This is a genomic window from Nocardioides humilatus, from assembly GCF_008373755.1.
GTDB lineage: Bacteria > Actinomycetota > Actinomycetes > Propionibacteriales > Nocardioidaceae > Nocardioides > Nocardioides humilatus.
This window is the reverse complement of sequence record NZ_VUJV01000001.1, coordinates 899,303-922,183: the sequence shown is the minus strand read 5'-3', so window position 1 is coordinate 922,183 and position 22,881 is coordinate 899,303. Positions and strand designations below refer to the sequence as shown.

At 69.7% G+C, this 22,881-nt stretch carries 24 protein-coding genes and 3 tRNA genes; 18 read left to right on the top strand and 9 right to left on the bottom strand.

Annotated features, from left to right (window positions below):
- The first annotated feature begins 86 nt into the window (after positions 1 to 86).
- The 3 genes from F0U44_RS04325 to F0U44_RS04315 all read left to right on the top strand — a co-directional run bounded on the left by F0U44_RS04325 (position 87) and on the right by F0U44_RS04315 (position 1,625).
- Positions 87 to 1,298, top strand: coding sequence for an MCE family protein (locus F0U44_RS04325; protein WP_149726981.1), 1,212 nt, complete (start codon positions 87 to 89; stop codon positions 1,296 to 1,298).
- Between the two features lie 63 nt (positions 1,299 to 1,361).
- Positions 1,362 to 1,434: transfer RNA gene (locus F0U44_RS04320), tRNA-Glu, on the top strand.
- A gap of 117 nt (positions 1,435 to 1,551) precedes the next feature.
- Positions 1,552 to 1,625, top strand: a tRNA-Asp gene (locus tag F0U44_RS04315).
- A gap of 66 nt (positions 1,626 to 1,691) precedes the next feature.
- On the opposite strand, the gene F0U44_RS04310 is transcribed toward F0U44_RS04315, so the two are convergent.
- On the bottom strand, positions 1,692 to 3,119 hold the full coding sequence (locus F0U44_RS04310) for an NAD(P)/FAD-dependent oxidoreductase (protein ID WP_149726980.1): 1,428 nt from the start codon (positions 3,117 to 3,119) through the stop codon (positions 1,692 to 1,694).
- A gap of 139 nt (positions 3,120 to 3,258) precedes the next feature.
- Between F0U44_RS04310 and F0U44_RS04305 the strand changes: the two genes are divergently transcribed.
- On the top strand, positions 3,259 to 3,603 hold the full coding sequence (locus tag F0U44_RS04305) for a metallopeptidase family protein (RefSeq protein ID WP_223163570.1): 345 nt from the start codon (positions 3,259 to 3,261) through the stop codon (positions 3,601 to 3,603).
- On the opposite strand, the gene F0U44_RS04300 is transcribed toward F0U44_RS04305, so the two are convergent.
- The 3 genes from F0U44_RS04300 to F0U44_RS04290 are packed head-to-tail and all read right to left on the bottom strand — an operon-like array spanning position 3,594 to position 5,223.
- Positions 3,594 to 3,923 carry a fluoride efflux transporter FluC gene (locus tag F0U44_RS04300; protein WP_149726978.1) on the bottom strand — a complete coding sequence of 110 codons (330 nt, stop codon included), beginning with the start codon at positions 3,921 to 3,923 and terminating at the stop codon, positions 3,594 to 3,596. The two genes, F0U44_RS04305 and F0U44_RS04300, sit on opposite strands and share 10 nt — an antisense overlap.
- Positions 3,920 to 4,315, bottom strand: a complete 396-nt coding sequence (locus F0U44_RS04295; protein ID WP_149726977.1) for a FluC/FEX family fluoride channel — start codon at positions 4,313 to 4,315, stop codon at positions 3,920 to 3,922. Before F0U44_RS04295 ends, F0U44_RS04300 begins: the two co-directional genes overlap by 4 nt.
- The gene (locus tag F0U44_RS04290) at positions 4,312 to 5,223 is read right to left on the bottom strand and encodes an ATP-binding protein (RefSeq protein WP_246160297.1); all 912 of its coding nucleotides are present in this window, start codon (positions 5,221 to 5,223) and stop codon (positions 4,312 to 4,314) included. The genes F0U44_RS04295 and F0U44_RS04290 overlap by 4 nt, the downstream gene beginning before the upstream one ends.
- Positions 5,224 to 5,509: 286 nt before the next feature.
- Between F0U44_RS04290 and F0U44_RS04285 the strand changes: the two genes are divergently transcribed.
- Positions 5,510 to 6,994 carry an NAD(P)/FAD-dependent oxidoreductase gene (locus F0U44_RS04285; RefSeq protein WP_149726975.1) on the top strand — a complete coding sequence of 495 codons (1,485 nt, stop codon included), beginning with the start codon at positions 5,510 to 5,512 and terminating at the stop codon, positions 6,992 to 6,994.
- A gap of 1 nt (position 6,995) precedes the next feature.
- Here F0U44_RS04285 and F0U44_RS04280 read toward each other — a convergent pair whose 3' ends face one another.
- A complete protein-coding gene (locus F0U44_RS04280) occupies positions 6,996 to 7,667 on the bottom strand; it encodes a PaaI family thioesterase (protein WP_149726974.1) in 672 nt (223 codons plus the stop codon).
- A gap of 24 nt (positions 7,668 to 7,691) precedes the next feature.
- On the opposite strand from F0U44_RS04280, the gene F0U44_RS04275 reads away from it, so the two are divergent.
- The gene (locus F0U44_RS04275; protein ID WP_149726973.1) at positions 7,692 to 8,234 is read left to right on the top strand and encodes a GNAT family N-acetyltransferase; all 543 of its coding nucleotides are present in this window, start codon (positions 7,692 to 7,694) and stop codon (positions 8,232 to 8,234) included.
- Here the strand turns inward: F0U44_RS04275 and F0U44_RS04270 are convergent.
- Entirely contained in the window at positions 8,212 to 9,072 is an 861-nt protein-coding gene (locus F0U44_RS04270) for a hypothetical protein (RefSeq protein ID WP_149726972.1), read from the bottom strand. The genes F0U44_RS04275 and F0U44_RS04270 overlap by 23 nt on opposite strands.
- A gap of 124 nt (positions 9,073 to 9,196) precedes the next feature.
- Here F0U44_RS04270 and F0U44_RS04265 point away from each other — a divergent pair, with 124 nt between their 5' ends.
- The gene (locus F0U44_RS04265) at positions 9,197 to 9,595 is read left to right on the top strand and encodes a Fur family transcriptional regulator (protein ID WP_246160296.1); all 399 of its coding nucleotides are present in this window, start codon (positions 9,197 to 9,199) and stop codon (positions 9,593 to 9,595) included.
- Positions 9,596 to 9,598: 3 nt separating this feature from the next.
- On the opposite strand, the gene F0U44_RS04260 is transcribed toward F0U44_RS04265, so the two are convergent.
- Both F0U44_RS04260 and F0U44_RS04255 read right to left on the bottom strand, forming a co-directional pair.
- Positions 9,599 to 10,366 (bottom strand): endo alpha-1,4 polygalactosaminidase, encoded by a 768-nt coding sequence (locus tag F0U44_RS04260; RefSeq protein ID WP_149726970.1) that lies wholly within the window; start codon positions 10,364 to 10,366, stop codon positions 9,599 to 9,601.
- A gap of 21 nt (positions 10,367 to 10,387) precedes the next feature.
- Positions 10,388 to 10,460 (bottom strand) — tRNA-Lys (locus tag F0U44_RS04255).
- Between the two features lie 214 nt (positions 10,461 to 10,674).
- Here F0U44_RS04255 and F0U44_RS04250 point away from each other — a divergent pair.
- From F0U44_RS04250 to F0U44_RS04225, 7 genes are all read left to right on the top strand, one after another.
- The gene (locus F0U44_RS04250; RefSeq protein ID WP_149726969.1) at positions 10,675 to 13,218 is read left to right on the top strand and encodes a glycosyl hydrolase family 18 protein; all 2,544 of its coding nucleotides are present in this window, start codon (positions 10,675 to 10,677) and stop codon (positions 13,216 to 13,218) included.
- A 158-nt stretch (positions 13,219 to 13,376) separates the two neighbouring features.
- The gene (locus F0U44_RS04245) at positions 13,377 to 13,580 is read left to right on the top strand and encodes a cold-shock protein (protein WP_038681651.1); all 204 of its coding nucleotides are present in this window, start codon (positions 13,377 to 13,379) and stop codon (positions 13,578 to 13,580) included.
- Between the two features lie 180 nt (positions 13,581 to 13,760).
- Positions 13,761 to 13,913: a hypothetical protein gene (locus tag F0U44_RS22910; protein WP_188113314.1), complete on the top strand. Its 153-nt coding sequence runs from the start codon at positions 13,761 to 13,763 to the stop codon at positions 13,911 to 13,913.
- A gap of 36 nt (positions 13,914 to 13,949) precedes the next feature.
- Complete coding sequence (locus tag F0U44_RS04240) at positions 13,950 to 14,264, top strand: metal-sensitive transcriptional regulator (protein WP_149726968.1); 315 nt, start codon at positions 13,950 to 13,952, stop codon at positions 14,262 to 14,264.
- The gene (locus tag F0U44_RS04235) at positions 14,261 to 14,467 is read left to right on the top strand and encodes a heavy-metal-associated domain-containing protein (RefSeq protein WP_149726967.1); all 207 of its coding nucleotides are present in this window, start codon (positions 14,261 to 14,263) and stop codon (positions 14,465 to 14,467) included. Before F0U44_RS04240 ends, F0U44_RS04235 begins: the two co-directional genes overlap by 4 nt.
- Positions 14,468 to 14,480: 13 nt before the next feature.
- Positions 14,481 to 15,338: a DUF8832 domain-containing protein gene (locus tag F0U44_RS04230; protein WP_149726966.1), complete on the top strand. Its 858-nt coding sequence runs from the start codon at positions 14,481 to 14,483 to the stop codon at positions 15,336 to 15,338.
- Complete coding sequence (locus F0U44_RS04225; RefSeq protein WP_149726965.1) at positions 15,335 to 17,563, top strand: heavy metal translocating P-type ATPase; 2,229 nt, start codon at positions 15,335 to 15,337, stop codon at positions 17,561 to 17,563. The genes F0U44_RS04230 and F0U44_RS04225 overlap by 4 nt, the downstream gene beginning before the upstream one ends.
- Positions 17,564 to 17,591: 28 nt before the next feature.
- On the opposite strand, the gene F0U44_RS04220 is transcribed toward F0U44_RS04225, so the two are convergent.
- Positions 17,592 to 18,656, bottom strand: coding sequence for a hypothetical protein (locus F0U44_RS04220; protein ID WP_149726964.1), 1,065 nt, complete (start codon positions 18,654 to 18,656; stop codon positions 17,592 to 17,594).
- A 46-nt stretch (positions 18,657 to 18,702) separates the two neighbouring features.
- Between F0U44_RS04220 and F0U44_RS04215 the strand changes: the two genes are divergently transcribed.
- The 4 genes from F0U44_RS04215 to pstA all read left to right on the top strand — a co-directional run bounded on the left by F0U44_RS04215 (position 18,703) and on the right by pstA (position 22,876).
- Positions 18,703 to 19,590: an NUDIX hydrolase gene (locus F0U44_RS04215; RefSeq protein ID WP_246160294.1), complete on the top strand. Its 888-nt coding sequence runs from the start codon at positions 18,703 to 18,705 to the stop codon at positions 19,588 to 19,590.
- A gap of 187 nt (positions 19,591 to 19,777) precedes the next feature.
- Complete coding sequence (gene pstS / locus F0U44_RS04210; RefSeq protein ID WP_149726962.1) at positions 19,778 to 20,878, top strand: phosphate ABC transporter substrate-binding protein PstS; 1,101 nt, start codon at positions 19,778 to 19,780, stop codon at positions 20,876 to 20,878.
- A gap of 4 nt (positions 20,879 to 20,882) precedes the next feature.
- Positions 20,883 to 21,824: a phosphate ABC transporter permease subunit PstC gene (pstC, locus tag F0U44_RS04205; protein WP_149726961.1), complete on the top strand. Its 942-nt coding sequence runs from the start codon at positions 20,883 to 20,885 to the stop codon at positions 21,822 to 21,824.
- Positions 21,821 to 22,876, top strand: a complete 1,056-nt coding sequence (pstA, locus tag F0U44_RS04200; protein WP_149726960.1) for a phosphate ABC transporter permease PstA — start codon at positions 21,821 to 21,823, stop codon at positions 22,874 to 22,876. Before pstC ends, pstA begins: the two co-directional genes overlap by 4 nt.
- Positions 22,877 to 22,881 lie beyond the last annotated feature (5 nt).

The window sequence follows — 22,881 nt, the reverse complement described above, 5'->3', positions numbered from 1 at the left end:
GGTCCCATCCGGCGAAAGCGGCGTCGGTGGCGGACGTCACTGCGGTTCAAATGACCTGATAGCCGCGGACATGACACCCTTCGGGGGTGGTCACCCGTCGCACCAAGGTCCAGCTGCTGATTTTTGCTGCGATCACCCTGTTCGGTGTCTCGTTCGTCGGGGCCCGCTACGCCCAGCTCGACCGGGTGATCCTGGACCAGAGCTACACCGTCGTCGCGCACTACCCGGAGTCCGGGGGCATCTTCGCCGGCGGCGAGGTCACCTACCGCGGCGTGGGGATCGGGAAGGTCTCCAAGCTCGAGCTGACCCGCGAGGGTGTCGATGTCTTCCTCGAGATCGACAACGAGTGGGACGAGATCCCCGCCGACACCCGGGCGCTGGTCGGCAACCGGTCTGCGGTGGGGGAGCAGTACGTCGAGCTCCAGCCCCAGGTCGACGACGGGCCCTACCTCAAGGACGGCTCGGAGATCACCGACGTGGCGGTCCCGATCCGCACCGAGAAGCTGCTCGGCGACCTGGCTCAGACCGTGAGCAGCGTCGACCGCCAGGCGTTGAAGACCACGGTCCGCGAGCTCGGCATCGCGTTCAACGACACGGGCGACGACCTGCAGAAGATCATCGACACCGGCAACTCGTTCGTCGAGGCCGCCAACGACAACTTCGACATCACCACCGCGCTGATCCGCGACTCCAACACCGTGCTCCAGACCCAGGTCGACTCGGAGAGCTCGCTGCGCACCTTTGCGACCCAGCTGCGCGTCTTCACCCGAGGGATGGTCGGGTCCGACAAGGACCTGCGGAAGGTCATCGACTCCGGCTCGTTCACCGCCAACCAGCTGCGGACCTTCCTGGAGCAGAACGAGGCCGAGCTCTCCGACCTCCTCAACAACGCAGTGACGATCGGCCGCGTCGTGGTGGCCAACCTCGACGGCGTGAAGATGCTCCTCATCCGCTACCCCGACATGCTCGAGGGTTCGTTCGCGGTCACCGCCAAGGACCCCAACACCGGCCTCTACGACGCACACATCGGTCTGGTCATCAGCACCGGCAGCCCGTGCCACAAGGGTTACGAGGGGACGGTGCGCCGCAGCCCGAGCGACCGCGACGACATCCCGCTCAACCTCGACGTCAAGTGCACCGAGCCGCCGACCAAGAGCAACGCCCGCGGCTACCAGAACCTGCCGAGGGTCGGCTACTCGTTCCAGCGCCCCACGCACAGCGACGTCACCTCGCCCTCGCTCGCCGAGGACTCCTGGAAGTGGCTCTACCTGCAGCCGCTCATGGGCCACGCCGGTTAGGCGTCCGCCCCACTGCCGCGTCTATGCTGTTCCGCGCTGCATCGGCTTGGTCGATGCAGCGGGGCCCCCTTCGTCTAGCGGCCCAGGACCCCGCCCTTTCACGGCGGTAGCGCCGGTTCGAATCCGGTAGGGGGTACAGAGTCGGTGGATCGTCACCGTGGATGTCCGGGGAGGCCCCTCGATTGGGACCGCCCGGTGACCATGGGTTAGAGTTCCACCCGCTTCACCCGGTGTCCGCACCTGGGTTGCACGAGGCCCCGTAGCGCAGTTGGTTAGCGCGCCGCCCTGTCACGGCGGAGGCCGCGGGTTCGAGTCCCGTCGGGGTCGCAGAAGAGCGAAGCCCCTGCCGAACGGCAGGGGCTTCGCTCGTTTTCGAGCTGACTTCTCGCCGCGTCAGGCGCTGGCCGACACGCCGCGCTTCTGCTGGTCGGTGAGCCGCGCCTGCTCGGCGGCCTGCTCCTCGAGCTCCATGCGGACCTTGTTCCACTCCTCGGGGGAGGAAGCAAGTGACTTGGTGCCGCCCTCGATGCGTTGGATCGCCCGCCGGGCGTAGACCTGTTGCTCGGTGACCGCGCGCTCGGCGCGGCCACGGCCGAGGAAGCTGACGAGCCAGTGCCCGAGTGCCGTGACCCGGTTCTTGAAGCCCGTCAGGTAGACGAGGTGGAGGGCCAGCCACATCAGCCACGCGATGAAGCCCGAGATCTTGATCTGCTTGACGAGCACCACGGCGCTGAAGCGGGAGATCGTGGCCATCGAGCCCTTGTCGAAGTACTTGAACGCCTTGCCCGGCGCCTTGCCCTTGACCCTGCCGTCGATGGCGGCCGCGGCGTACTTCCCGCCCTGGATCGCGACCTGGGCGACACCGGGCAGGTTGTCGAGCGCCATCATGTCGCCGATGACGAAGACCTCGGGATAGCCCGGGAGCGTGAGGTCGGGGTTGACCCCGATCCGTCCGGCACGGTCCAGCGGGGCACCGCTCTGGTCGGACAGCGTGCGGGTCAGGGCGTTGGCCTGGACGCCGGCGGCCCAGACCTTGCAGGCGCTCTCCACCCGCTGGGTCGTGCCGTCCTTGAACGCGAGCGTCACGCCGCGCTCGTCGAGCTCGGTGACCATCGCCCCGAGCACGACCTCGACGCCGTGCTTCTCGAGCGACTTCTTCGTCACCTCTCCGAGCTTGGACCCGAAGGGCGGCAGCACCTGCGGCGCCGCGTCGACGAGGAGCACGCGTGCCTCGCGGGTGTTGATGGCCCGGAAGTCGTGACGGAGCACCCGCTGGGCGAGCTCGGCGATCTGGCCCGCCATCTCGACGCCGGTCGGGCCCGCGCCCACGACGACGAAGGTGAGCTGGCGGTTGATCTCGTCCTCGGTCTCAGCGAGCTCGGCGAGCTCGAAGGCGCCGAAGATCCGGCCGCGCAGCTCGAGGGCGTCGTCGATGCTCTTCATGCCCGGGGCGAACTCGGAGAAGTGGTCGTTGCCGAAGTAGGACTGACCGGCGCCGGCCGCGACGACGAGGGAGTCGTACTTGGTGTTGGTGATCCGGCCCCCGATGTGGGAGGTGACGGTCTGCGACGCCAGGTCGATCGTGTCGATCGTGCCGAGGATGACCCGCACGTTCTTCTGCTTCGCGAGGATCTCCCGTGTCGGCGGGGCGATCTCGCCCTGGGAAAGGATCCCGGTCGCCACTTGGTAGAGCAGCGGCTGGAACAGGTGGTGCGTGGTCCGCGAGATCAACGTGACATCGACATCGGAGCGCTTGAGCGCCTTCGCGGTGAAGAGGCCACCGAATCCCGATCCGATGACGACGACGTGGTGCCTGGCCATGTGAGTCCTTCCGCCGGTGGAGCGAACCGGTGCCTGCGACGCAGTGGTGCCTGTGACGCAGTGTGCCGAAAAGTCGGCCGCCGTGGGGATCGGATCGAAATCTGGCGCGTCACGGCACAATGACGAGGTGCCTGTCGCGATGAGTCCGGAACGCTTCGACGCTCTCGTCGAGGAGGCGCTCGACGCGATCCCCGACGAGATCGCCTCGCTCGTCGACAACGTCGTGGTGCTGGTGGAGGAGGAGCCACCCGAGGACGAGCCCGACGACCTGCTCGGTCTCTACGACGGCGTCGCGCTGACCGAGCGCGACAGCACCTGGCTCCCCGAGCTGCCCGACCGGATCTTCCTCTTCCGTGGACCGCTGCTCGACATGTGCGACGACGAGGCCGACCTGATCGAGGAGATCCGGATCACCGTCGTCCACGAGATCGCCCACCACTTCGGCATCGACGACGACCGCCTGCACGAGCTCGGCTACGCCTGAGCGAGCAGATATCCCCCGGTCGCGGCCAGCAGGCCGAGGGCGAGGGTGGCGCCGACGTACGCCGTGCCGAGGCGCGGGCCCTGGTCGCGCGCCTGCACGGCGAACGAGGAGTACGTCGACATCCCGCCGCAGAAGCCGGTGCCGACCAAGGCGTACGTCGACGCGCCGGCTCCCCAGCCGACGCAGAGCCCGAGCGCCAGCGACGCCGCAGTGTTGGCGACGAGCGTGCCGGTGTGGAACCTGCCGTCGAACAGCTGGCCGAGCGCGTAACGGGTGGGCGCTCCGACGGCGGCCCCCAGCGCCACGAGGAGAGCGGTCACCGTTCCTCCTCGGGGCTGAGCGGTGGGGCGTGGCGGCCGACCAGGTTGACCGCGACGAGGCACGCGGCGAGGGTGCCGAAGGCGTAGGCGCCCGCCAGGGCGGCGTCGCCGGCGTCGAGGAGGGCGCGGGTCTGCTCACTGGCGGTCGAGAAGGTGGTGAAGCCGCCGAGCACGCCCGGGCCGAGACCGGCGGCCCAGGTCGCCGAGCGGCGCACGACCGGCAGGAGGCCGAGGCCCGCCAGGAGGGTGCAGCCGACGACGTTGACCCCGAAGGTGGTCCAGGGGAAACCGTTGCCGTCGGGCGCGAGCTCGCCGAGCAGGTAGCGCGCCACTGCGCCGACGGCTCCGCCGACCGCGACCGCGCTCAGCAGTCGCGGACTGAGGCGGGTCACGAGTGGATCGTAGAGCTCGATTGATCGTTGCCGGACCAGGGCTGCGGTGCGGCACCCGCGGCCTGGCGACGGAACTCGCTGAGGAACCAGATCTGGAAGGCGCGTTGGTCGTTGGTGCGCGGTGCGGTCAGCAACCGCTCGGCCCGGCTGAAGTCGTCGGCGGCGTCGAGCAGGTCGATCAGCTCGCCGATCTGACGGGCGATGTGGGGCGGCATCCGCAGCCGCAGGTCGGTGGACTCGCGGCCGGCCTCGAGAGCGTCGTCGACCTGCTCGCGCCCCATCCCGGAGCGCAGCGGGCCCTCGAGGGCGTTGAAGTGCTCCGAGAGCACCTTGGCGAGCGGGTAGTCGTGCTCGTGGGCGAGGGCCAGGAGCCGGATCTCGCGGCGCAGGTCGCGGTAGTGGCGCTGGAAGCGCGAGAACGCGTGCACCGGAACGCCCTGGATCTGGATCGCGATCTCGCCCAACAGGGTCGCCACGACAGCGCCCGCCGGGGGAGCCATCAGCTGGAACTCGGCGCCGGCATCGTCGGAGAAACCTGCTGCGGGCTCGAACCACACGGTCTTGCCGTCGTCCTCGATCACGGCACCCCAGGCGGCCGCCGCCCGCGCCACGATGTCGAGGCCGCGACCGAAGCCGGTCAGGTCGGTGATGTCGATGTCGCCGGCCTTGCCCGAGTCGAACGCGTCGAGGTCGAAGGCGTCGAGGTCGATGCCACCAGCGACCGAGCCGGGCTGGGGCGCGACGACCGAGCCGTCGCTCACCTCGATGCGGGGGTGCTCGGCGGTGCCGCGGAGCTGGACCCGCACCGGCGGGGTGGCGTGCAGCACTGCGTTGGTCACGAGCTCGGAGATCCCCAGCTCAGCGCACTCGGCCAGGTCCTGGCGACCGATCCGGTCGCACGTCTGCAAGGCCCATCGGCGTGCTTCCTGCACACCACGGGGACCCGCAGTCAAGGTGAGGCCCTGCCGGTGCGGCAACATGACCCCTTTCCGTGGTCGAGCTCCCGAGGCCGATGATGGATCGTCGTGACAGCAATCCCGGGACATCTACCCGCGACCGCCCGACGCAAACCTCGCAGTTTCCCGCGATTCAGACGGACCAACGCGCCGCTGTGACGGAGGTGACGTCCACGGCCTTTTGGGGGCGGGTGTGCCGAGCCGGAAAGATGGAGACCAGGTTCACCAGGAGGACTCCATGACCGCAGAAGCACCGACTCTCGACCGAGCGCTCGTCCCGCGCTCCGACCGCCACCAGGTGGTCGTCGTGGGGTCCGGCTTCGGCGGGCTCTTCGGCACCAAGGCGCTGCGTGACGCCGACGTCGACGTGACCATGATCGCGAAGACCAGCCACCACCTGTTCCAGCCGCTCCTCTACCAAGTCGCGACCGGCATCTTGTCCGAGGGCGAGATCGCGCCGCCGACCCGTGAGGTGCTCGCGCGGCAGAAGAACGCCCAGGTGCTGCTCGGCGAGGTCACCGACATCGACCTCGCGGCCCGGACCGTGACCTCCCACGTCCTCGGCCGCGAGCTGGTGACGCCCTACGACTCCCTGATCGTCGCTGCCGGCGCCGGCCAGTCCTACTTCGGCAACGACCACTTCGCCGAGTTCGCGCCGGGCATGAAGAGCATCGACGACGCCCTCGAGCTGCGCGGCCGGATCTTCGGCGCCTTCGAGATGGCCGAGCTCGGCGCCGCCCGTGGCGAGAACGTCGACCACCTGCTCACCTTCGTCGTCGTCGGCGCCGGACCGACCGGCGTCGAGATGGCGGGCCAGATCGCCGAGCTCGCCCACCGCACGCTGACCCGCGACTTCCGCGCGATCAGCAGCCGCCGCGCCCGCGTCATCCTCGTCGACGCCGCTCCGCAGGTGCTGCCGCCGTTCGGCGCCCGCCTCGGCACGTGGACGAAGAAGAAGCTCGAGGACCTCGGCGTCGAGGTCATGCTCGGCGCCCTCGTCTCGGAGGTCGACGAGCGCGGCCTCGTCGTGAAGTACAAGGACGGCAGCGAGGAGCACATCTCCGCGGTCACCAAGGTGTGGGCCGCCGGCGTGCAGGCCAACCCGCTCGGCAAGACCCTCGCTGCCCAGACCGGCGCGCCGCTCGACCGTGCGGGCCGGATCGGCGTCAACCCCGACCTCACGCTGCCGGGCTACCCCGAGGTGTTCGTCGTCGGCGACATGATCGCGCTCGACAACCTCCCGGGTGTGGCCCAGGTGGCCATCCAGGGCGCCAAGTACGCCGCCAAGGTGATCGACGGTCGGCTCAAGGGCAAGGCCCCGCAGAAGCCGTTCAAGTACTTCGACAAGGGCTCGATGGCCATCATCAGCCGCTTCCGCGCCGTCGCGGTGGTCGGCAAGCTGCGGCTGACGGGTTTCGTCGCGTGGCTGATGTGGCTCGGCGTCCACCTCGTCTACATCACCGGCTTCAAGAACCGCGTCACGGCGGTCCTCCACTGGCTGATCTCGTTCCTCGGCCGCGGTCGCTCCGAGCGCACCTCGACCGAGCAGCAGATCTTCGCCCGGGTCGCGCTCCAGCGCCTGACCGGCGGCACGTCCGACCTGGTCTCCCAGCCGGGCGAGTACGACGCGGAGGCCGAGCGCCGTCGCCGCGACGAGCTCGAGCAGCGGGCGGCCGAGGAGGTCCGGCTCACGGACACCCAGGTCCGCGGCGTCAAGGCCTGACTCAGCCAGCCTCGGTCGCTTCGGCCGCGGCCCGGAGGGCGTCGAGGTCGCGTGCCCATCGGGGCAGGATGAAGATCCCCTCGGCCTCGGCCGTCAGCTCGCCCTCGGCGTTGAGGATCCGGCCCTTGCCCCAGGTCTTGATGCCCTCGCGGCGGTCGACCCAGGCCTCGCAGCGCAGGTCGCCGAGCGGGGTGCCCTGGCGGTAGGTGATGGTCAGCGTGCCGGTCATGCCGGGGCGACCGCTCGTGCTGACGGCGTGGCCGAGCACCTGGTCGAGCACGAGGGCGACGACGCCGCCGTGCACGAGCCCCGGGGGTCCTTCGTAGGGCGCCCCGAGGTGGAAGTCGCTCCACGCCTGCCCCTGGCCGTCGTTGACGATGTGCAGCGGCGGCGCGATCGGGTTGCGCAGACCCATCACCGTGTTGCCCCAGTTGCGGCCGCGGGTCCCGTCGCGGCGGAAACGCACGCCGTACGACCCGGGGATCTGCTTCTTGCGGAGCCGCTCGACGATGGCCTCGATCTCGACCTGCGCGGCGCGGATCTCGTCGGGGTCGACCTCGGTCCGGATCGTGACGTCGACCAGTGCCCGCACCGCGTCGGTGAACGGGGTGTAGAGCGCGGCCTCGGCCGCGATCTCCTCGTCGGTGGCGGTTTCTTCCTGGAAAGCGGTCACCGCTTCAGGGTAGAACAGGTTCTTATGACTGCACTCGTGCTGCCCGACGTCCGGTGGTTCCCCAGCTGGGCCGCGACCGTCGTCGACTTCGGCGACGGTGTCAGGCACGGCTCGGGTGACTGGAACCTGCCGGCGCCACTCGAGCCGACGGAGGAGTCGTGCGCTGAATTCGTCGCCGTACTGGCTGCCAAGTCTTCGGCCGATGTGGAGTCCGGGCGGGTCGCATCGACGTACTTCTGGATCACCGCCGGGGACGGCGGGCCCGACGACGAGGTGATCGGCTTCCTCAACCTGCGCCACGAGCTCAACGACTGGCTGCGCGAGGAGGGTGGCCACATCGGCTACTCGGTGCGCCCGTCCCACCGACGGCAGGGCCACGCGGTCCGCGCGCTCGCGCTGGGAGTACGACGCGCTGGCGAGCTCGGCATCGACCGGGTCCTGGTCACGTGCGACACCGACAACGAGCCGTCGGCGCGCACCATCGAGTCCGGCGGGGGAGTCTTCGAGGACGTCCGCAAGGACAAGCGTCGCTACTGGATCCCGGTCACGGAGCCGGCTGGGCCGTAGGGGCCGCCGGCTCGCGCAGGTCGGGCCGGAGCCGCTCGAGGACAGCCATGAAGATCCGCGGGTCCACCATCGACTTGTCGAGGATGAGCAGCGGCTGGTCGTGGCGCTCGATGAGCACCTTCCACCCGCGGTGCCCGGGCCTGCCCTCGACCAGGACCGGTGTGTAGGGGCTGGCGAGGTCGACGATCTCGAACTTCCCGTTGTGGATGATCTCCAGCTGCCCGCGGATCACGGCCATCTCGGTCACCGAGGTGGTCGCGCGCACCGCCCACACGATGATCAGCAGCAGGCCGCACAGGGCCGCGAGGCCGTAGGCCATCGTGGTGCGGTCGAGGTAGGCCTGGTAGCCGGTGAGGGCCGTGGCCGCTGCCACCGCCACGAGGATGACCGTCGTCATGTGGTGCGGCCAGTTGCGTGGCTTGAAGACGGCGTTGGTGGAGCGACTCGAGGTCAGCTCCTCCTCGTGCTCGGGCGTCGAGGCGTAGGGCGAGCGATGGCCAGGCGTGGTGCCCGTCCGCGGGGGCGGGTTGGCGTGGACCGCCTTCACCTGCTCCTCGCCCGCGGGCTCGACGACCGGCTCCGCCTTCTTGTACGGCGTCGGCCACCGGGTCGCGATCGGTGGCGTCGGTGCGATCAGCGCCTCCAGCACGTCCTGCCCGGCGTCGCGGGCGTTGGGCACCGCGAGACTGAGCGGATCGACCGTGCTCGGTGGGTCCACCCGGTGCCGGGCACCCCCGTCGGGGTCGCCGAGCTCGTTGGCGTAGGTCGCCCGCTTGGCCAACCATCGCCGGATGCTGTCGGTGTCCGCGCCGAAATCGATCTCGTCAAGCTCCCCCATGACGAGGCCTCCCTTCCTCCCGAGAAGAAATGTACGCCGCTTGGCGTCCGCGCGGGCAATGTTGCCGGGCTCGGCCGTGTACCCAGCCGGTAGATTGGGACCGATCTCAAGCCAGGAGGAGACCGTGCCCGAGCAGGCGACCACGCTGCGGCCGACGCGTCAGCGGCGCGCGATCTCCGAGGCTCTCGAGGGAGCGACCGACTTCCAGAGCGCCCAGGACATCCACGACGCGCTCCGCCACGCGGGCGAGAAGGTCGGGTTGGCCACGGTCTACCGCACGCTGCAGGCGATGGCCGACGCCGGCGAGGTCGACGTGCTCCAGGCAGCGAGCGGCGAGGCCGGTTACCGGCGCTGCAGCACCCACCACCACCATCACCTCGTGTGCCGCTCCTGCGGTCGCACCGTCGAGGTGACCGGCCCGGCGGTCGAGTCCTGGGCCGACGCAGTGGCGCGTGAGCACGACTTCGCCGAGGTCAGCCACAGCCTGGAGCTGTTCGGGATCTGCGCCGACTGCCGGGCCTGATCCTCAGCACCACTCGTGCACGCCGCGCGGCGTGAGGTCGAGGTCGCGCAGCACCACCGGCCACAGGTCGCCGTGGCTGGCACAGGTGCGGTCGAAGTCGGACCGGCGGTACTCGATCGCGAGCACCTGGTCGCCGTACGACTGCTCGTAGAGGCGGCACTCCCGCCACCGCCCGCACTCCTCGGAGACGGCGAAGTCGAAGCCGACGGCAGTGCCGTCCCAGTCGGCGAGGTTCTTCTGGCCGGCAGTGAGACCGGCGTCGTGCGCGCGGTCGACGAGGAGCCGGGCAAAGGCGATCGCGTTGCGGCGGGTGAGCAGCCGGTGGCTGCGGGTGAAGGAGTCGAGGTTGTCGTACTCGACGGCGTCGTAGCCGTCGCTCGCGCAGCCCTCGGTCCAGCCGCCGACGATCCGGGCGAGCGCGCGTCGCTTGTCCGGCGTGCGGATGTCGAGCAGCCACTCGCCCCAGACCTCGTCCACGACGGGCCGCCCGGCCTGCTTGAGCACGAGGTCCCAGTGGTTGCGGCGCCAGAAGCGGCGTTCGTCGGGCTGGGTCTGGAAGCCGTTGACGTAACAGACGTTGAACCGTCCGGGCATCGGCGGTGACGTGCGGTCGCGGACGACGATGCCGACGGTGTCCGGGATGGCGTCGTTGTCGCCGCCCAGCTGGTAGTCGAGATCGGTGTCGGGCGGCAGCGGGTCGGCCGCCGCTGGCCCGGGCGACCCGAGCGCGCCCAGGAGTACGGCGACGACAAGTGCCACCCGGATCCGCATCCCGCGAGGGTAGGTCGGCGGTAGGCCCCGTGGGACTCGAACCCACAACCTAAGGATTAAAAGTCCTCAGCTCTGCCAATTGAGCTAGGGGCCCCTGGAGAGATCCGAACAATAGTCGCGCGCGTGCCGCCAGCCACAATGCGGTGCCGTCCACCAGCCGTGACGGCCGTCACCGATCGGCGGCATTGTCGTCGGCAGGGACCGGCGGCTACGTTGCGAAGACCTTGACCGTCGCGCTGCGACGCAGCGGTCAGTTGCCTCGGCGTTCGGGCGCCTTCTACCGCTCCCGTCGACAACACGAGGTCCCGATGAAACCCACGTTGGCCCTGGCTGGATCCGTGGCCGTTTCCCTGCTGGTCTCGGGACTGTCAGCCGCGACGAGTGCTGATGCGGCTCCGTCGGCCCCGCTCGCGTCGCCTCCCGCGGCAGGTGACGTGGTCGTGGCGGCCTTTGACGGCACGGTGACGGCGATCAGCACTGCATCTGGCGCGACCCACCAGGTCGCAGGAGCAGGCGGTCTGACCGACGGCGGGTTCGCGATCGCGCGCGAAGCCAGCGGGGCGCTCGTCGTGGCCTCGCGCGTCGAGGCGGGAAGCGTCGGCCGGGTGACCCGGGTGAGCCCCAACGGCGCCAAGGCGCAGATCGCCCAGGGGCCGGCCGGATACTTCGTCCTCTCTGCGGCGGTCAGCCCGACCACGTCGGAGATCGTCGTCGGCGACGAGTCGATCGGGGCCTGCCCCGGCAGCGACCCGGTGGGCATTGCGACCGGCGTCATCTGGGTCTACTCCGCCGACGGCAGCGAGGTCCGTTGCCAGGACAACGCGCTGTCCGAGGCAGAGGGGGGCCTGATCCAGAACAACGGGGCGCAGGGCATGGTCTTCGATGACGCCGGGCACCTCTTCGTCGCCTCCTCCTACGGTGGCGACGACACGCGTGGCGCGATCATCGAGGTCGATGTCGCCACCGGTCGCCAGCTGGAGATCGTGTCCGACAACGCCACGTCGGACGGCGCCGGAGGCGCCTCACTCTTCTACGACCTGCGGGGGCTGACCCGAGCGCCGAGCGGCATGCTCTACGTCGTCGACGACCGCAACATCAACGGTCACGCGTCCTGCAACCCCTGCAACGGCGACGACACCCGGATCGTCGGCGTCGACCCGGCGACGGGACGCCAGACGCTGGTCTCCGACAACGACCGCTCCGCCGCCGCCGGAGGGCAGCGCCTCTTGACCCGCCCCTTCGCGGTGACGGTGGCCGCCAACGGGCGGCTCTACGTGGCTGACGACGACGGCCAGGTCATCGAGATCAACCCGTCCACGGGCGCCCAGACCCTCCTCGCCTCCGGCCTCGGGAGCATCCACGCGATCGTCGGGGTGCCTGGCGGAGCGTGCGCGCCGGTTCACGAGAGCTCCGCGACCGTGCAGTCCCGGACCCAGTCCGCGTCGATCACGGAGTCGTCGACGAACGTCGTCAAACGGACCAGCGCCGGCGTGACGGTGCGAGCCCGGGTGGGCGTCGAGACCTCGGTCCAGTCAGAGGCCGAGGGTGTTGCGACGGTCGACAACTGCCCGGGCGGCGTGAGCGCGCCGTACACCGCGACGGAGTCGCGCACCCGGGACGGCGCTGCGACCGGCACCGCCAGCCGGAAGGCGACCCGGGCGACCCTCAAGGCGGCCAAGAAGGCGGCCAAGTCGAGCGCCAAGAAGGCGGCCGTCAAGGCCACGGCCCCCTCTGCGCAGCAGGAGGCGGACACCGCGGCGATCGCCGCGGCAGCGGCTGCCGCCCTCGCCGCCGCTGAGGCCGGGGCAGAAGGCGGCTCGGCTGCTCGCTGGAGCATCGGCTATTACGCCGGCTACGAGTCCACCGACTACCCGCCCAGCGCCGTGGACTGGTCCGGCCTGACCGACGTCGCGATGGCGTTCTACCTACCGACCGGCACCGGAGCGCTGGACGGGACCCTTTTCCAGGGCAGCCCGGCGCAGGGCGCCGACCTCGCCAGCAGACTCATCAACGCGGCCCACGCGCACGGCAAGCGGGCGCTGGCCTCGATCGGTGGTGCCGACACCAGGGCGTCCTTCCGGTCCTCGATGCTCGACCACCGCGCGGCCTTTGTGCAGTCGATCGTCGCGTTGCGTGACCAGGGGTACGACGGGATCGACATCGACTGGGAGCCGGCTGAGGCTGAGGACCTCCCGTTGATCGCGCAGCTCGGGCGGAAGATCCACCAGGCGTGGCCCGGGGCCGTCCTGACCTCCACGCACTACTCGGTCAACACCAACTTCATCCCTGACCTCTCCGGGATGGCAGAGGTGGCCGGCGTCTACGACTTCATCAGTGTGCAGACCTACGGGATGGCGGGTGCCTACTCGGGCTGGCAGTCATGGCACTCGTCGGCGCTGATGGGGAGCACCTCGAGCACCCCGACCTCGGTCGAGACCTCGGTCGAGGCTTACCTCGACGGCGGAGTCCCCGCCGCGAAGCTCGGGGTCGGGATCGGCGCCTTCGGCCTGTGCTACTCAGGACCGGTCTCCGCTCCGAGCCAGTCGCTCGGCGGGTCGACGATCATCAAGTCCGACTACGACCTGCAGTTCCGCGCGGTGCGCACCGTCTACCAGCCGGCGATGACCCGGCACTACGACAGCACTGCCAAGGCGCCGTACCTCTCGGGGAGCAAGAACGGCTGCTCCTACATCAGCTATGAGGACGAGCAGTCCGTGGCGGCCAAGCTCGCCTACCTCGAGGCAGAGGGCCTGGCCGGGGTCGTGATGTGGACGATCAACCAGCAGTTCGTGCCGTCGGCGACACCGAAGAATCCGCTCCTCGACACGATCGCCACGGCCTGGCTCAGCTGAGTTCTTCGGCCTGTCGCACGGGCGTAGCAGAACCTTCATGCCGATCACCAAGACGCTGTGCACTTGTCAGTCCGCAATGGGGATGCCCTTGGTAATGTCGCTCGCGCGTGAGCCGCCGAGGTGGCGGCTCCCGTCGAGACAAGAGGAGTAACGAGCACATGGCTCAGGGCACCGTGAAGTGGTTCAGCGCCGAGAAGGGCTTCGGATTCATCGAGCAGGAGGGTGGCGGCGACGACGTCTTCGTCCACTACTCGGCGATCCAGTCCAACGGCTACAAGTCCCTTGAGGACAACCAGAAGGTCGAGTTCGACGTGACGCAGGGTCCGAAGGGTCCGCAGGCGGAGAACGTTCGTCCTCTCTGACGACAAGGGGTTCGTCCGGGGCTGAGTCCTCGGAGATCTCGGGAGACAACAGTCTTCATACGAGGCCCTGCCGGGCGACCGGCAGGGCCTCGTGAAATTTTTCTGGGCTTTCGTGGTTTGGGCACCCAGGCATTGGGCACGATGGAACCGGAAGAGCAACCTCGGGAGGCGTGATCAGACGTGGCGGACCCGTTCGACGTGGCGCTCGAGGACTCTGACCTGCTCAGCGAGGTCGAGCTCACGACCAACCTCATCATTGCCGCGACCGCCTCTGACGGCCCGCTCCCGGTGGAGGAGATCGACCGCATCCTTGGTGTGCTGTCGGACGACTGATCTGTCCGCGCTCTTGATTTCATACCCTAGGGGGGTATGGTTTCTGGTGTGGAAGACGAAACCGAGCACCACCACGGCTACATCGGCCGCAAGGACGACCACCTCAAGAGGCTCCGCCGCATCGAAGGGCAGGCGCGCGGCCTGCAGCGGATGGTCGAGGAAGAGAAGTACTGCATCGACATCCTGACCCAGGTGTCGGCGGTGACGAGCGCGCTCCAGTCGTTCTCGCTCCAGCTCCTCGAGGAGCACATGAACCACTGTGTCGTCGATGCCGCGCGCGTCGGCGACGCCGAGGCCAAGGAGAAGGTCTCCGAGGCCATGGCCGCCATCAACAGATTGGTCCGGAAATGAGTGAGCAGAGCACCTGGCAGGTCACCGGCATGACGTGCGGCCACTGCGCGGCATCGGTGTCGGAGGAGATCCGCGAGATCCCCGGCGTCGAGGACGTGCAGGTCACCGTCGAGACCGGCGCCGTCGTCGTCACGAGTGCCGCGCCCCTCGAGCGGTCCGCGGTCGACGCCGCGGTCGCCGAGGCCGGCTACACGCTGGTCTGAGCGGGGAGCACGGATGAAGGTCTGGCAACGGGTCCTCGCCTACCTCGCGGCGCTCGCGTTGGTCCTGGTCGCCGCGATCGGGATCGGCCGCGCGCTCGGCCCGATCTCGGGGAGTGACGAGGGTGGTGGTCACGGGGTCTCGCACGACGAGGCTTCGGCCGACGATCACGGGGCGCACGACGGTCACGGCGACCACGACGAGACCCCGACGCCTGCTGGCGCCTACCAGCTGGTCGTCGCCGACACCCTGCTCGCGCCGGGGCGCCGACGGGTCGCGTTCACGATCTACGGCGAAACGGGCAAGCCGCTGACGGCGTACGACGTGCAGCACGAGAAGGAGCTGCACCTCATCGCCGTGCGTGCCGACCTCGCTGAGTTCCGCCACGTGCACCCGACCCGCGACACCACGACAGGGGAGTGGAGCGTGCCGGTCGCGCTCAGCGCAGGGCCCTGGCGGATCTACGCCGACTTCGTGCCGGCGGGCGGCGAGCAGACGGTGCTCACGGGTGACGTCAGCGTGAGCGGCGACTACACCCCGGCGGCCGTGGGGTCTGACCGGCTGGTCTCCCGGGTCGCCGGCTACCAGGTCGGTCTCGAGACCACTGACGGGATGGTGACCGCCCGCGTGACCCGCGGTGGCCGCGACGTCACCGACCTCGAGCCCTACCTCGGTGCCTATGGACACCTGGTCGTGATCCGCGCCGGCGACCTGGCTTACCTGCACGTGCACCCCGAGGACGGCGCTCCGGGCCCGGAGGTCGCTTTCCACAGCGAGCTCGCGGACGCCGGCACCTACCGGCTGTTCCTCGACTTCAAGCATGGCGGGAAGGTCCACACCGCTGACTTCACGCTGACGGTGGACGGGTCATGACCGTCGAGCTCGACCTCGACATCACGGGGATGACCTGCGCGTCGTGCGCCAACAGGATCGAGCGCAAGCTCAACAAGCTCGAGGGCGTGACGGCGACGGTCAACTACGCGACCGAGCGGGCAACGGTGAGCGCTCCGCCGACGGTCGACGAGACGACGCTCCTCGACACGGTCGCGGCCGCGGGCTACGGCGCGACCGTACGACGACCGGCGGCTCAGACGCCTGCGCCCGATGAGGCGCCGGTCGACCGGGAGCTCCTCGCGCTGCGTGACCGGCTGGTGGTGGCGGCCGTGCTGACCGTGCCGGTGATCGCGATGGCGATGGTGCCTGCGCTGCAGTTCGACAACTGGCAGTGGGCGTCGCTGACGCTGGCCGCCCCGGTCGCCACCTGGGGTGCGTGGCCGTTCCACCGAGCCGCCTGGACCAACCTGCGCCACGGGGCGACCACGATGGACACCCTCGTGTCCCTCGGCGTGATCGCGGCCTTCGGCTGGTCGCTGGTGGCGCTCTTCTGGGGCGACGCCGGCATGACCGGCATGAAGCACCCCTTCGACCTCATCCCCGACCGAGGGGAGGGGCCGGCGTCCGGGCTGGGCGACATCTACCTCGAAACCGCGTCGGGGGTGACCACGTTCCTGCTCGCGGGCCGCTACTTCGAGAAGCGCTCGAAGCGACGGGCCGGGGACGCGCTCCGGGCGCTCGCCGACCTCGGGGCACGCGACGTCGCCGTACTCCCGGACGGCCCGGAGGGGGCAGAGTCCCGGATTCCGATCGAGCGGCTGCAGCAGGGCGACCTGTTCGTCGTACGACCCGGGGAGAAGGTCGCCACCGATGGCGAGGTCGTCAGCGGGCAGTCAGCGGTCGACGCTTCGCTGCTGACCGGCGAGTCCGTGCCGGTCGAGGTCGGGCCGGGCGACGAGGTGGTCGGTGCGACCCTCAACTCCTCGGGTCGGTTGGTGGTCCGGGCCACCCGGGTCGGAGCCGACACTCACCTCGCCCAACTGGCACGCCTCGTCGAGGACGCGCAGGCGGGCAAGGCCCAGGTGCAGCGGCTCGCCGACCGGATCTCGGGGGTCTTCGTGCCCGTCGTGATCGCGCTCGCGGTCGGCACCCTCGGCTTCTGGCTCGGCGCGGGCTCCGGCTGGGAGATCGCCCTCACGGCGGCCGTGGCCGTGCTGATCATTGCCTGCCCGTGCGCCCTCGGACTGGCGACGCCGACAGCCCTGATGGTGGGCACCGGCCGCGGCGCGCAGCTCGGCATCCTGATCCGCGGGCCCGAGGTGCTCGAGGCGACGCGCGCCGTCGACACCGTGGTGCTCGACAAGACCGGCACGGTGACGACCGGCGACATGCGGTTGTCCGCCGTGGTCGCCGACGGTGCGTCCGAGTCGGACGTGCGCCGGATCGCCGCCACCCTCGAGAGCGGGTCCGAGCACCCGATCGCCCGTGCGATCGCGGCCGACGCCGGCACCGGAGTGCTGACTGACTTCACGAATTCGCCCGGACTCGGCGTCACCGGCACGGTCGATGGTGTCGCGGCGGTGATCGGCCGTCCGTCGCTGCTGATCGCCCACGGGCTCGCGATCCCCGACCCGCTCGCCGACGCGGTCACCGACGCGGAGTCGAGGGGGGCGACCCCCGTCGTGGTGGGCTGGGACGGCCGGGCCCGCGGAGTGCTCGTCGTCGGTGACCAGGTCAAGAGCTCGTCGGCCGAGGCCGTCGCCCGACTTCGGCAGCTCGGCCTGCGCCCCGTCCTGCTGACCGGCGACAACGAGCGCGCGGCGCGGACAGTGGCCGACGAGGTCGGCATCGAGGAGGTGCGGGCCGGCGTACTGCCTGCCGAGAAGGTGGCGTTCGTCCGCGCGCTCCAGGACGAGGGCCGGGTCGTCGCGATGATCGGCGACGGTGTCAACGACGCAGCCGCACTGGCGCAGGCCGACCTCGGGATCGCGATGGGCACCGGCACCGACGTCGCCCGCGAGGCCAGCGACCTGACGATCGTGTCCGGGGACCTTCGGGTCGCCGCCGACGCCGTACGCCTGTCGCGACGCACGCTCTCAACGATCCGGGGCAACCTGTTCTGGGCCTTCGCCTACAACATCGCCGCCCTCCCGCTCGCCGCCGCCGCACTCCTCAACCCGATGCTCGCCGGCGCCGCCATGGCCGCCTCCAGCGTGTTCGTGGTGACGAACAGCCTGCGCCTGCGCCGCTTCCGGCCGGCCTGAGCCCGCGGGAAGCCCGGAGGGCGGGCTCTCAGCAGGTGGCGAAGATCAGCGGCCCGTTGGCGAGGTCGGAGAACGTGTAGGACTGCGGCAGGGGGTCGAGCTCCATGGTCACGACGTCTCCGTCGGCCTTGACCGGTCCGAGCTCGTAGCGGTCGGAGAACGCGCCGCCCTGGCCCGGAGCAGGGCCGGAAGCGAGCTTGGCTCGACTGTCGGCGTTGGTGCGCGCCTGGTCCTCGGACTCGAAGCCCATGGCGATCCGGACCTCGCCCGCGGGGAGGGCCGCGATCGCGAAGCCGCGGAGCGGGTTGACCTCGCCCGCCTGCTCGATCAGCTCGGCGGCGCGGATCCGGTCGGCGTCGTCGGCGTCGGTCATGGACAGGGCCACGCAGGCGTAGTCGCCGTCGTAGACCGAGGCGGACAACGCTCCCTCGACGTGGTCGACCACGGCGCTCACGCCGTCCTCGTCATCGGTGCCGCGCTGACTCGTGCGCCATGACTCGAGGGTCTCGGCCTCGTCGCTCGCGGCCAGCACGTGGCGGTCGGCGTCGATGGCGACGAACGCCAGTTCCTGGGTCACCTGCCCGATCCGGGCGAGTACGTCGGGCCCGGCCATCCAGACTCCGTCGGCGTCGTCAGGTCGGGGGTAACCGAGCTCCTCGAGGTTGTCGGCGAGCGTGTCGAGGTCGAGCGACTTCGGCAGCCCGACGAGGAGGAGGGCCTCGTGCTCACCTTGGGCGAGCATCTCCCAGTCGGCGGAGGCGGGGGAGACGCCGTACCTCGCCTGCATGATCGGGGCCGATTCGCCGAGCGCTGAGGCCGACGTCAGGTCGGCATCGAAACCCTTGCTGAGGAAATCGGCGACGTCGTCGTCGGACGACGCTGCGGAGACGTCGCTGCCGAGCTCCTCGCGGATGCCGGCCCAGTCGGTCCAGCTGAAGCGCAGCGTGTCCTTGGGTGCGAGGGCGATGGCGCGGCCGAGGCGCCCCGGCTCGTCGTCGTCATCGCGGTTGACCACGAACCAGGTGACGCCGGCGGCGACGATCACGAGCAGGACGGTCCCGATGAACATCAGGCGGCGACGGGGGACCGACATGGTGACGGTGTCTCCTCTCGGGGCGGGCAGATGTGACACTAACGCCGTGACCAGCAGCAAGTCCGCTTCACCCCCGGACGTGCGCGCCGCCGGCGTGGTGACGTTCCGGCCCGGCCGCGAGGTCCTGCTCGTCCACCGCCCCAAATACGACGACTGGTCCTTCCCCAAGGGCAAGCTCGAGCGCTGGGAGCACCCCACCGCAGCCGCGGTGCGCGAGGTGGCCGAGGAGACCGGCGTGCACGTGCGGCTGGGACCGCCACTGAGGAGTCAGCACTACCCCGTCGGCCGGCGCGCGAAGACCGTCGACTACTGGGTCGGCCGGGCGGTGGGCGACGACGACGTCAGCCTCTACCGCCCCAACAGTGAGATCGACCAGGTCGCCTGGGTGCGGATCGACAAAGCCGACCAGATGCTCACCTATGCCTACGACCGCGAGACCCTCGCCGAGGCCGCGAGAGTACGACGACGCACCCATGCCGTCGTCGTGCTGCGTCACGCTCGGGCACGGTCCCGGAGCGCGTGGCGGGCCGATGACTGGCTCCGGCCGCTACTCAAACCGGGGATGGCCGAAGCCGAGCGGATCGTCCCGTTGCTGGCCGCCTACGACGTGACCCGGGTGGTCTCATCGACGAGCCTGCGCTGTCGACAGACGCTGGCGCCCTACGCGGCGACCACGGGTTGGGAGGTCGAGACCCGACGGCGGCTGAGCGAGGAGCTCGTCTCCCAGAAGGGCGTCGACAAGGTCGTCGGCGAGCTGCTCCAGGCCGACCAGGGCGCTGCGCTCTGCACGCACCGGCCCGTTCTGCCCCTCGTGTTCGATGCCATCGGCCTCCGTCCGGGCCAGCGCGGCGACGATCTCGCCCCGGCGGAGATGCTCGTAATGCACGTGCGGAAGGGGACCGTCGTGGCGGTCGAGAGGCACCGCGTCCACTAGTTGTTTGCCGGCGCTCCCGCCTGGCGTGTGACCCACGTCGCCGCGTTTCCCCCGATGGCCCCGCGCTGTTCACCTTTCGTTCAGACGCGTCCTCATGTTGTGTTACCGGTCGTCCTTAGCGTCCCTGATGTCCAGTACATCCGGGGGGCCTTGAAACCGCAGCCCCTCAGTTCTGAGAGGCAAGACCTTGAACACTCCGATCCGACGCGCGCTCGTCCCCAGCGTTGCCCTCCTGGCGATCTTCGCCACGGCCTGCGGCGCTGACAACGAGAAGGGCGGCAGCGACAACGACGCCAGCACCGGTCTCTCCGGCACGCTCGCCGGCGCCGGCGCGACCTCGCAGGAGAAGGCGCAGGAGGCGTGGTACACCGCCGTCCAGGGCCAGAACGACGGCAACCTCGAGATCACCTACAACGCGATCGGTTCGACCGACGGTCGCAGCCAGTTCGTCGAGGGCGCGGTCTCGTTCGCGGGCACCGACTCCTACCTCAAGGACGACGAGGGCGAGCTGACCGCCGCCAAGGAGCGCTGCGGCGGCGAGGACGTCATCGAGGTCCCGGCCTACGTCTCCTCGATCGCCATCGCGTTCAACGTGCCCGGTGTCGACACCCTCAACCTGACCGCCGACACGATCGCGCAGATCTTCGACGGCAAGATCACCAACTGGAACGACGACGCCATCGCCGCGGACAACCCCGACGCTGAGCTCCCGGACCTGAAGATCACGCCCGTCCACCGCTCCGACGACTCGGGTACGACGAAGAACTTCACCGACTACCTCGGCAAGGTCGCCCCCGACTCGTGGGGCTACGAGGCCGAGGACGCGTTCCCGGTCTCCGGTGGTGAGGGTGCCGAGGGCACCTCGGGTGTCGTCGAGCTGATCGGCAGCACTGAGGGCGCGATCGGCTACGCCGACGCCAGCCAGACCGGTGACCTGACGGCCGTCTCGGTGAAGGTCGGCGACGAGTTCGTCGCGCCGAGCCCGGAGGGCGCCGCCAACACCGTGGCCGTCTCCGAGCCGGTCGCCGACCGCGCCGAGACCGACATGGCGGTCGACGTCAACCGCAACGTCGAGGACCCGACGGCCTACCCGGTCATCCTGCTGTCCTACATCATCGCCTGCCAGCACTACGACGACGCCGAGGAGGAGGCCAACGTCAAGGGCTACCTGTCCTACATCGTCTCCGATGAGGGCCAGTCCGAGGCGGCTGACTACGCCGGCTCCGCCCCGCTCTCCGCCGACACCGCTGCGCGTGCGCAGGAGATCGTCGCCAAGATCGGCGCCTGACCCGATGACGAACACCGCCGCGAGTCCCGACTGGACCACCTCGAAGGCCGGCATCGGCGACCGCATCTTCGCTGCGCTCGCGCTGGCGGCCGGCCTGGTGATCGTCGGCGCGCTCGCGGCGGTGTTCGTCTTTCTCGCGATCAAGGGCGCCCCCGGCTTCAGCCGCGCTGCCGATGTCTACGGTCCGCACGCCACGGACTTCTTCGGTTACGTCGGCCCGCTGCTGGTCGGCACGCTCACCGCTTCGGTCATCGCTCTGATCATCGCCGTCCCGCTGGCGTGGGGGATCGCGTTGGCGATCAGCCACTACGCACCCAAATGGCTCGGGACCCCCGTTGCCTACGTGATCGACCTGCTCGCGGCCGTGCCGTCGGTCGTCTACGGGCTGTGGGGCGCTTTCTACCTGGCGCCGAAGACCGTGCCGGCCTACGAGTGGCTGCACGAGCACTTCGGTTTCATCCCGTTCTTCGGCGAGACGTCGGCGACGGGACGCACGGTCATGACCGCCGGCATCGTGCTCGCGATCATGATCCTTCCGATCATCACCGCCATCTCGCGCGAGGTCTTCTCCCGCACGCCTCGCCTCAACGAGGAGGCGGCCTACGCGCTCGGCGCGACCAAGTGGGAGATGATCCGGATGTCGGTCTTCCCCTACGCCCGCTCGGGCATGGTGTCGGCCGTGATGCTCGGCCTGGGCCGCGCGCTCGGCGAGACGATGGCCGTCACGATGGTCCTGTCCGTCGGGTTCGACCTCTCCTGGAACCTGCTGGGCTCCTCGAGCCCGACCTCGATCGCCGCCAACATCGCGCTCAAGTACAAGGAGCGGTCAGCTGACCTGCTCGCCGTGCTCATCGCGACCGGTCTCGTCCTGTTCCTGATGACCTTCGTCGTCAACTTCGTGGCCCGGTGGATCGTGGGCCGCAGTGAGCGAAAGATGGCTCGATGAGCACCTTCGAAGAAGTCGAGTCGCGGGTGCACGTCCCGCTGACCACCCCACGCCTGCCGCGGGTCGCGCCGATCCTCGTCGGTGTGATGGCGGTGGCGCTCGGTGGCTTGGTCGTGGTGCTCGGCGCGAGCATCTTCGTGGGGGTCCTCGCGGCCGCGGTGACCTTCCTCGTGGCACTGCCCGGGTGGTCCTACGGCGTCGAAGGTCGGCGAGCCGCCGTCGACCGGCTGATGACCGCCTTGATCTGGTCGGCCTTCGGCGTCGCGGTCGTGCCGCTCGTGTCGCTCCTGTGGCAGGTCGTGTCCTCCGGCATCGAGCGCATCGACGGCACGTTCCTGACCTACTCCGCGTTCCGCACGCAGATCGACCAGCCGACCGGCATTTACCACGCGATCATCGGCACGCTCATGATCACCCTCGGCGCCGCGCTCATCTCGGTGCCGATCGGCGTGCTGGCGGCGATCTACCTGGTCGAGTACGGCAACAAGAACCGGCTCTCGCGATCGATCACCTTCCTCGTCGACGTGATGACGGGGATCCCGTCGATCGTGGCCGGCCTCTTCGCCTTCGCGCTCTTCACCCTGATGTTCGGTCCGGCCTACGTCTCCGGATTCGGTGGGTCGGTGGCACTGTCGCTCCTGATGATCCCGATCGTCGTCCGGGCGACCGAGGAGATGCTGATGCTGGTGCCCTCGGACCTGCGCGAGGCGTCCTACGCCCTCGGCACCCCGAAGTGGCGCACGATCATGAAGGTCGTCATCCCCACCGCGCTCGGCGGCATCCTGACCGGCATCACGCTCGCGATCTCGCGCATCATCGGGGAGACCGCGCCGTTGCTGCTGATCGCAGGAGCCGCGACCAAGACCAACTTCAACCTGTTCGACGGCGGCATGACGACTCTGCCGGTCTACATCTACACCGAGCGGCTCGACGGCAGCGACGAAGCCAAGCTCAACGCGTGGGGCGCAGCCCTCGTGCTCATCGTCATCGTCATGCTGCTCAACCTCGTCGCCCGTCTTGTGGGACGGCTGTTCGCCCCGAGCAAGGGCTGAGAAGG

What these genes read in the sequence shown, in the direction of transcription:
- F0U44_RS04225 (WP_149726965.1), top strand. Translation starts at nt 15,335, where the DNA reads ATGACCGTCGAGCTCGACCTCGACATCACGGGGATGACCTGCGCGTCG.
- pstC (WP_149726961.1), top strand. Translation starts at nt 20,883, where the DNA reads ATGACGAACACCGCCGCGAGTCCCGACTGGACCACCTCGAAGGCCGGC.
- F0U44_RS04240 (WP_149726968.1), top strand. Translation starts at nt 13,950, where the DNA reads ATGGTTTCTGGTGTGGAAGACGAAACCGAGCACCACCACGGCTACATC.
- F0U44_RS04275 (WP_149726973.1), top strand. Translation starts at nt 7,692, where the DNA reads ATGACTGCACTCGTGCTGCCCGACGTCCGGTGGTTCCCCAGCTGGGCC.
- F0U44_RS04285 (WP_149726975.1), top strand. Translation starts at nt 5,510, where the DNA reads ATGACCGCAGAAGCACCGACTCTCGACCGAGCGCTCGTCCCGCGCTCC.
- F0U44_RS04230 (WP_149726966.1), top strand. Translation starts at nt 14,481, where the DNA reads ATGAAGGTCTGGCAACGGGTCCTCGCCTACCTCGCGGCGCTCGCGTTG.
- F0U44_RS04235 (WP_149726967.1), top strand. Translation starts at nt 14,261, where the DNA reads ATGAGTGAGCAGAGCACCTGGCAGGTCACCGGCATGACGTGCGGCCAC.
- F0U44_RS04260 (WP_149726970.1), bottom strand. Translation starts at nt 10,366, where the DNA reads ATGCGGATCCGGGTGGCACTTGTCGTCGCCGTACTCCTGGGCGCGCTC.
- F0U44_RS04270 (WP_149726972.1), bottom strand. Translation starts at nt 9,072, where the DNA reads ATGGGGGAGCTTGACGAGATCGATTTCGGCGCGGACACCGACAGCATC.
- F0U44_RS04305 (WP_223163570.1), top strand. Translation starts at nt 3,259, where the DNA reads ATGAGTCCGGAACGCTTCGACGCTCTCGTCGAGGAGGCGCTCGACGCG.
- F0U44_RS04245 (WP_038681651.1), top strand. Translation starts at nt 13,377, where the DNA reads ATGGCTCAGGGCACCGTGAAGTGGTTCAGCGCCGAGAAGGGCTTCGGA.
- pstA (WP_149726960.1), top strand. Translation starts at nt 21,821, where the DNA reads ATGAGCACCTTCGAAGAAGTCGAGTCGCGGGTGCACGTCCCGCTGACC.
- F0U44_RS04220 (WP_149726964.1), bottom strand. Translation starts at nt 18,656, where the DNA reads ATGTCGGTCCCCCGTCGCCGCCTGATGTTCATCGGGACCGTCCTGCTC.
- F0U44_RS04310 (WP_149726980.1), bottom strand. Translation starts at nt 3,119, where the DNA reads ATGGCCAGGCACCACGTCGTCGTCATCGGATCGGGATTCGGTGGCCTC.
- F0U44_RS04250 (WP_149726969.1), top strand. Translation starts at nt 10,675, where the DNA reads ATGAAACCCACGTTGGCCCTGGCTGGATCCGTGGCCGTTTCCCTGCTG.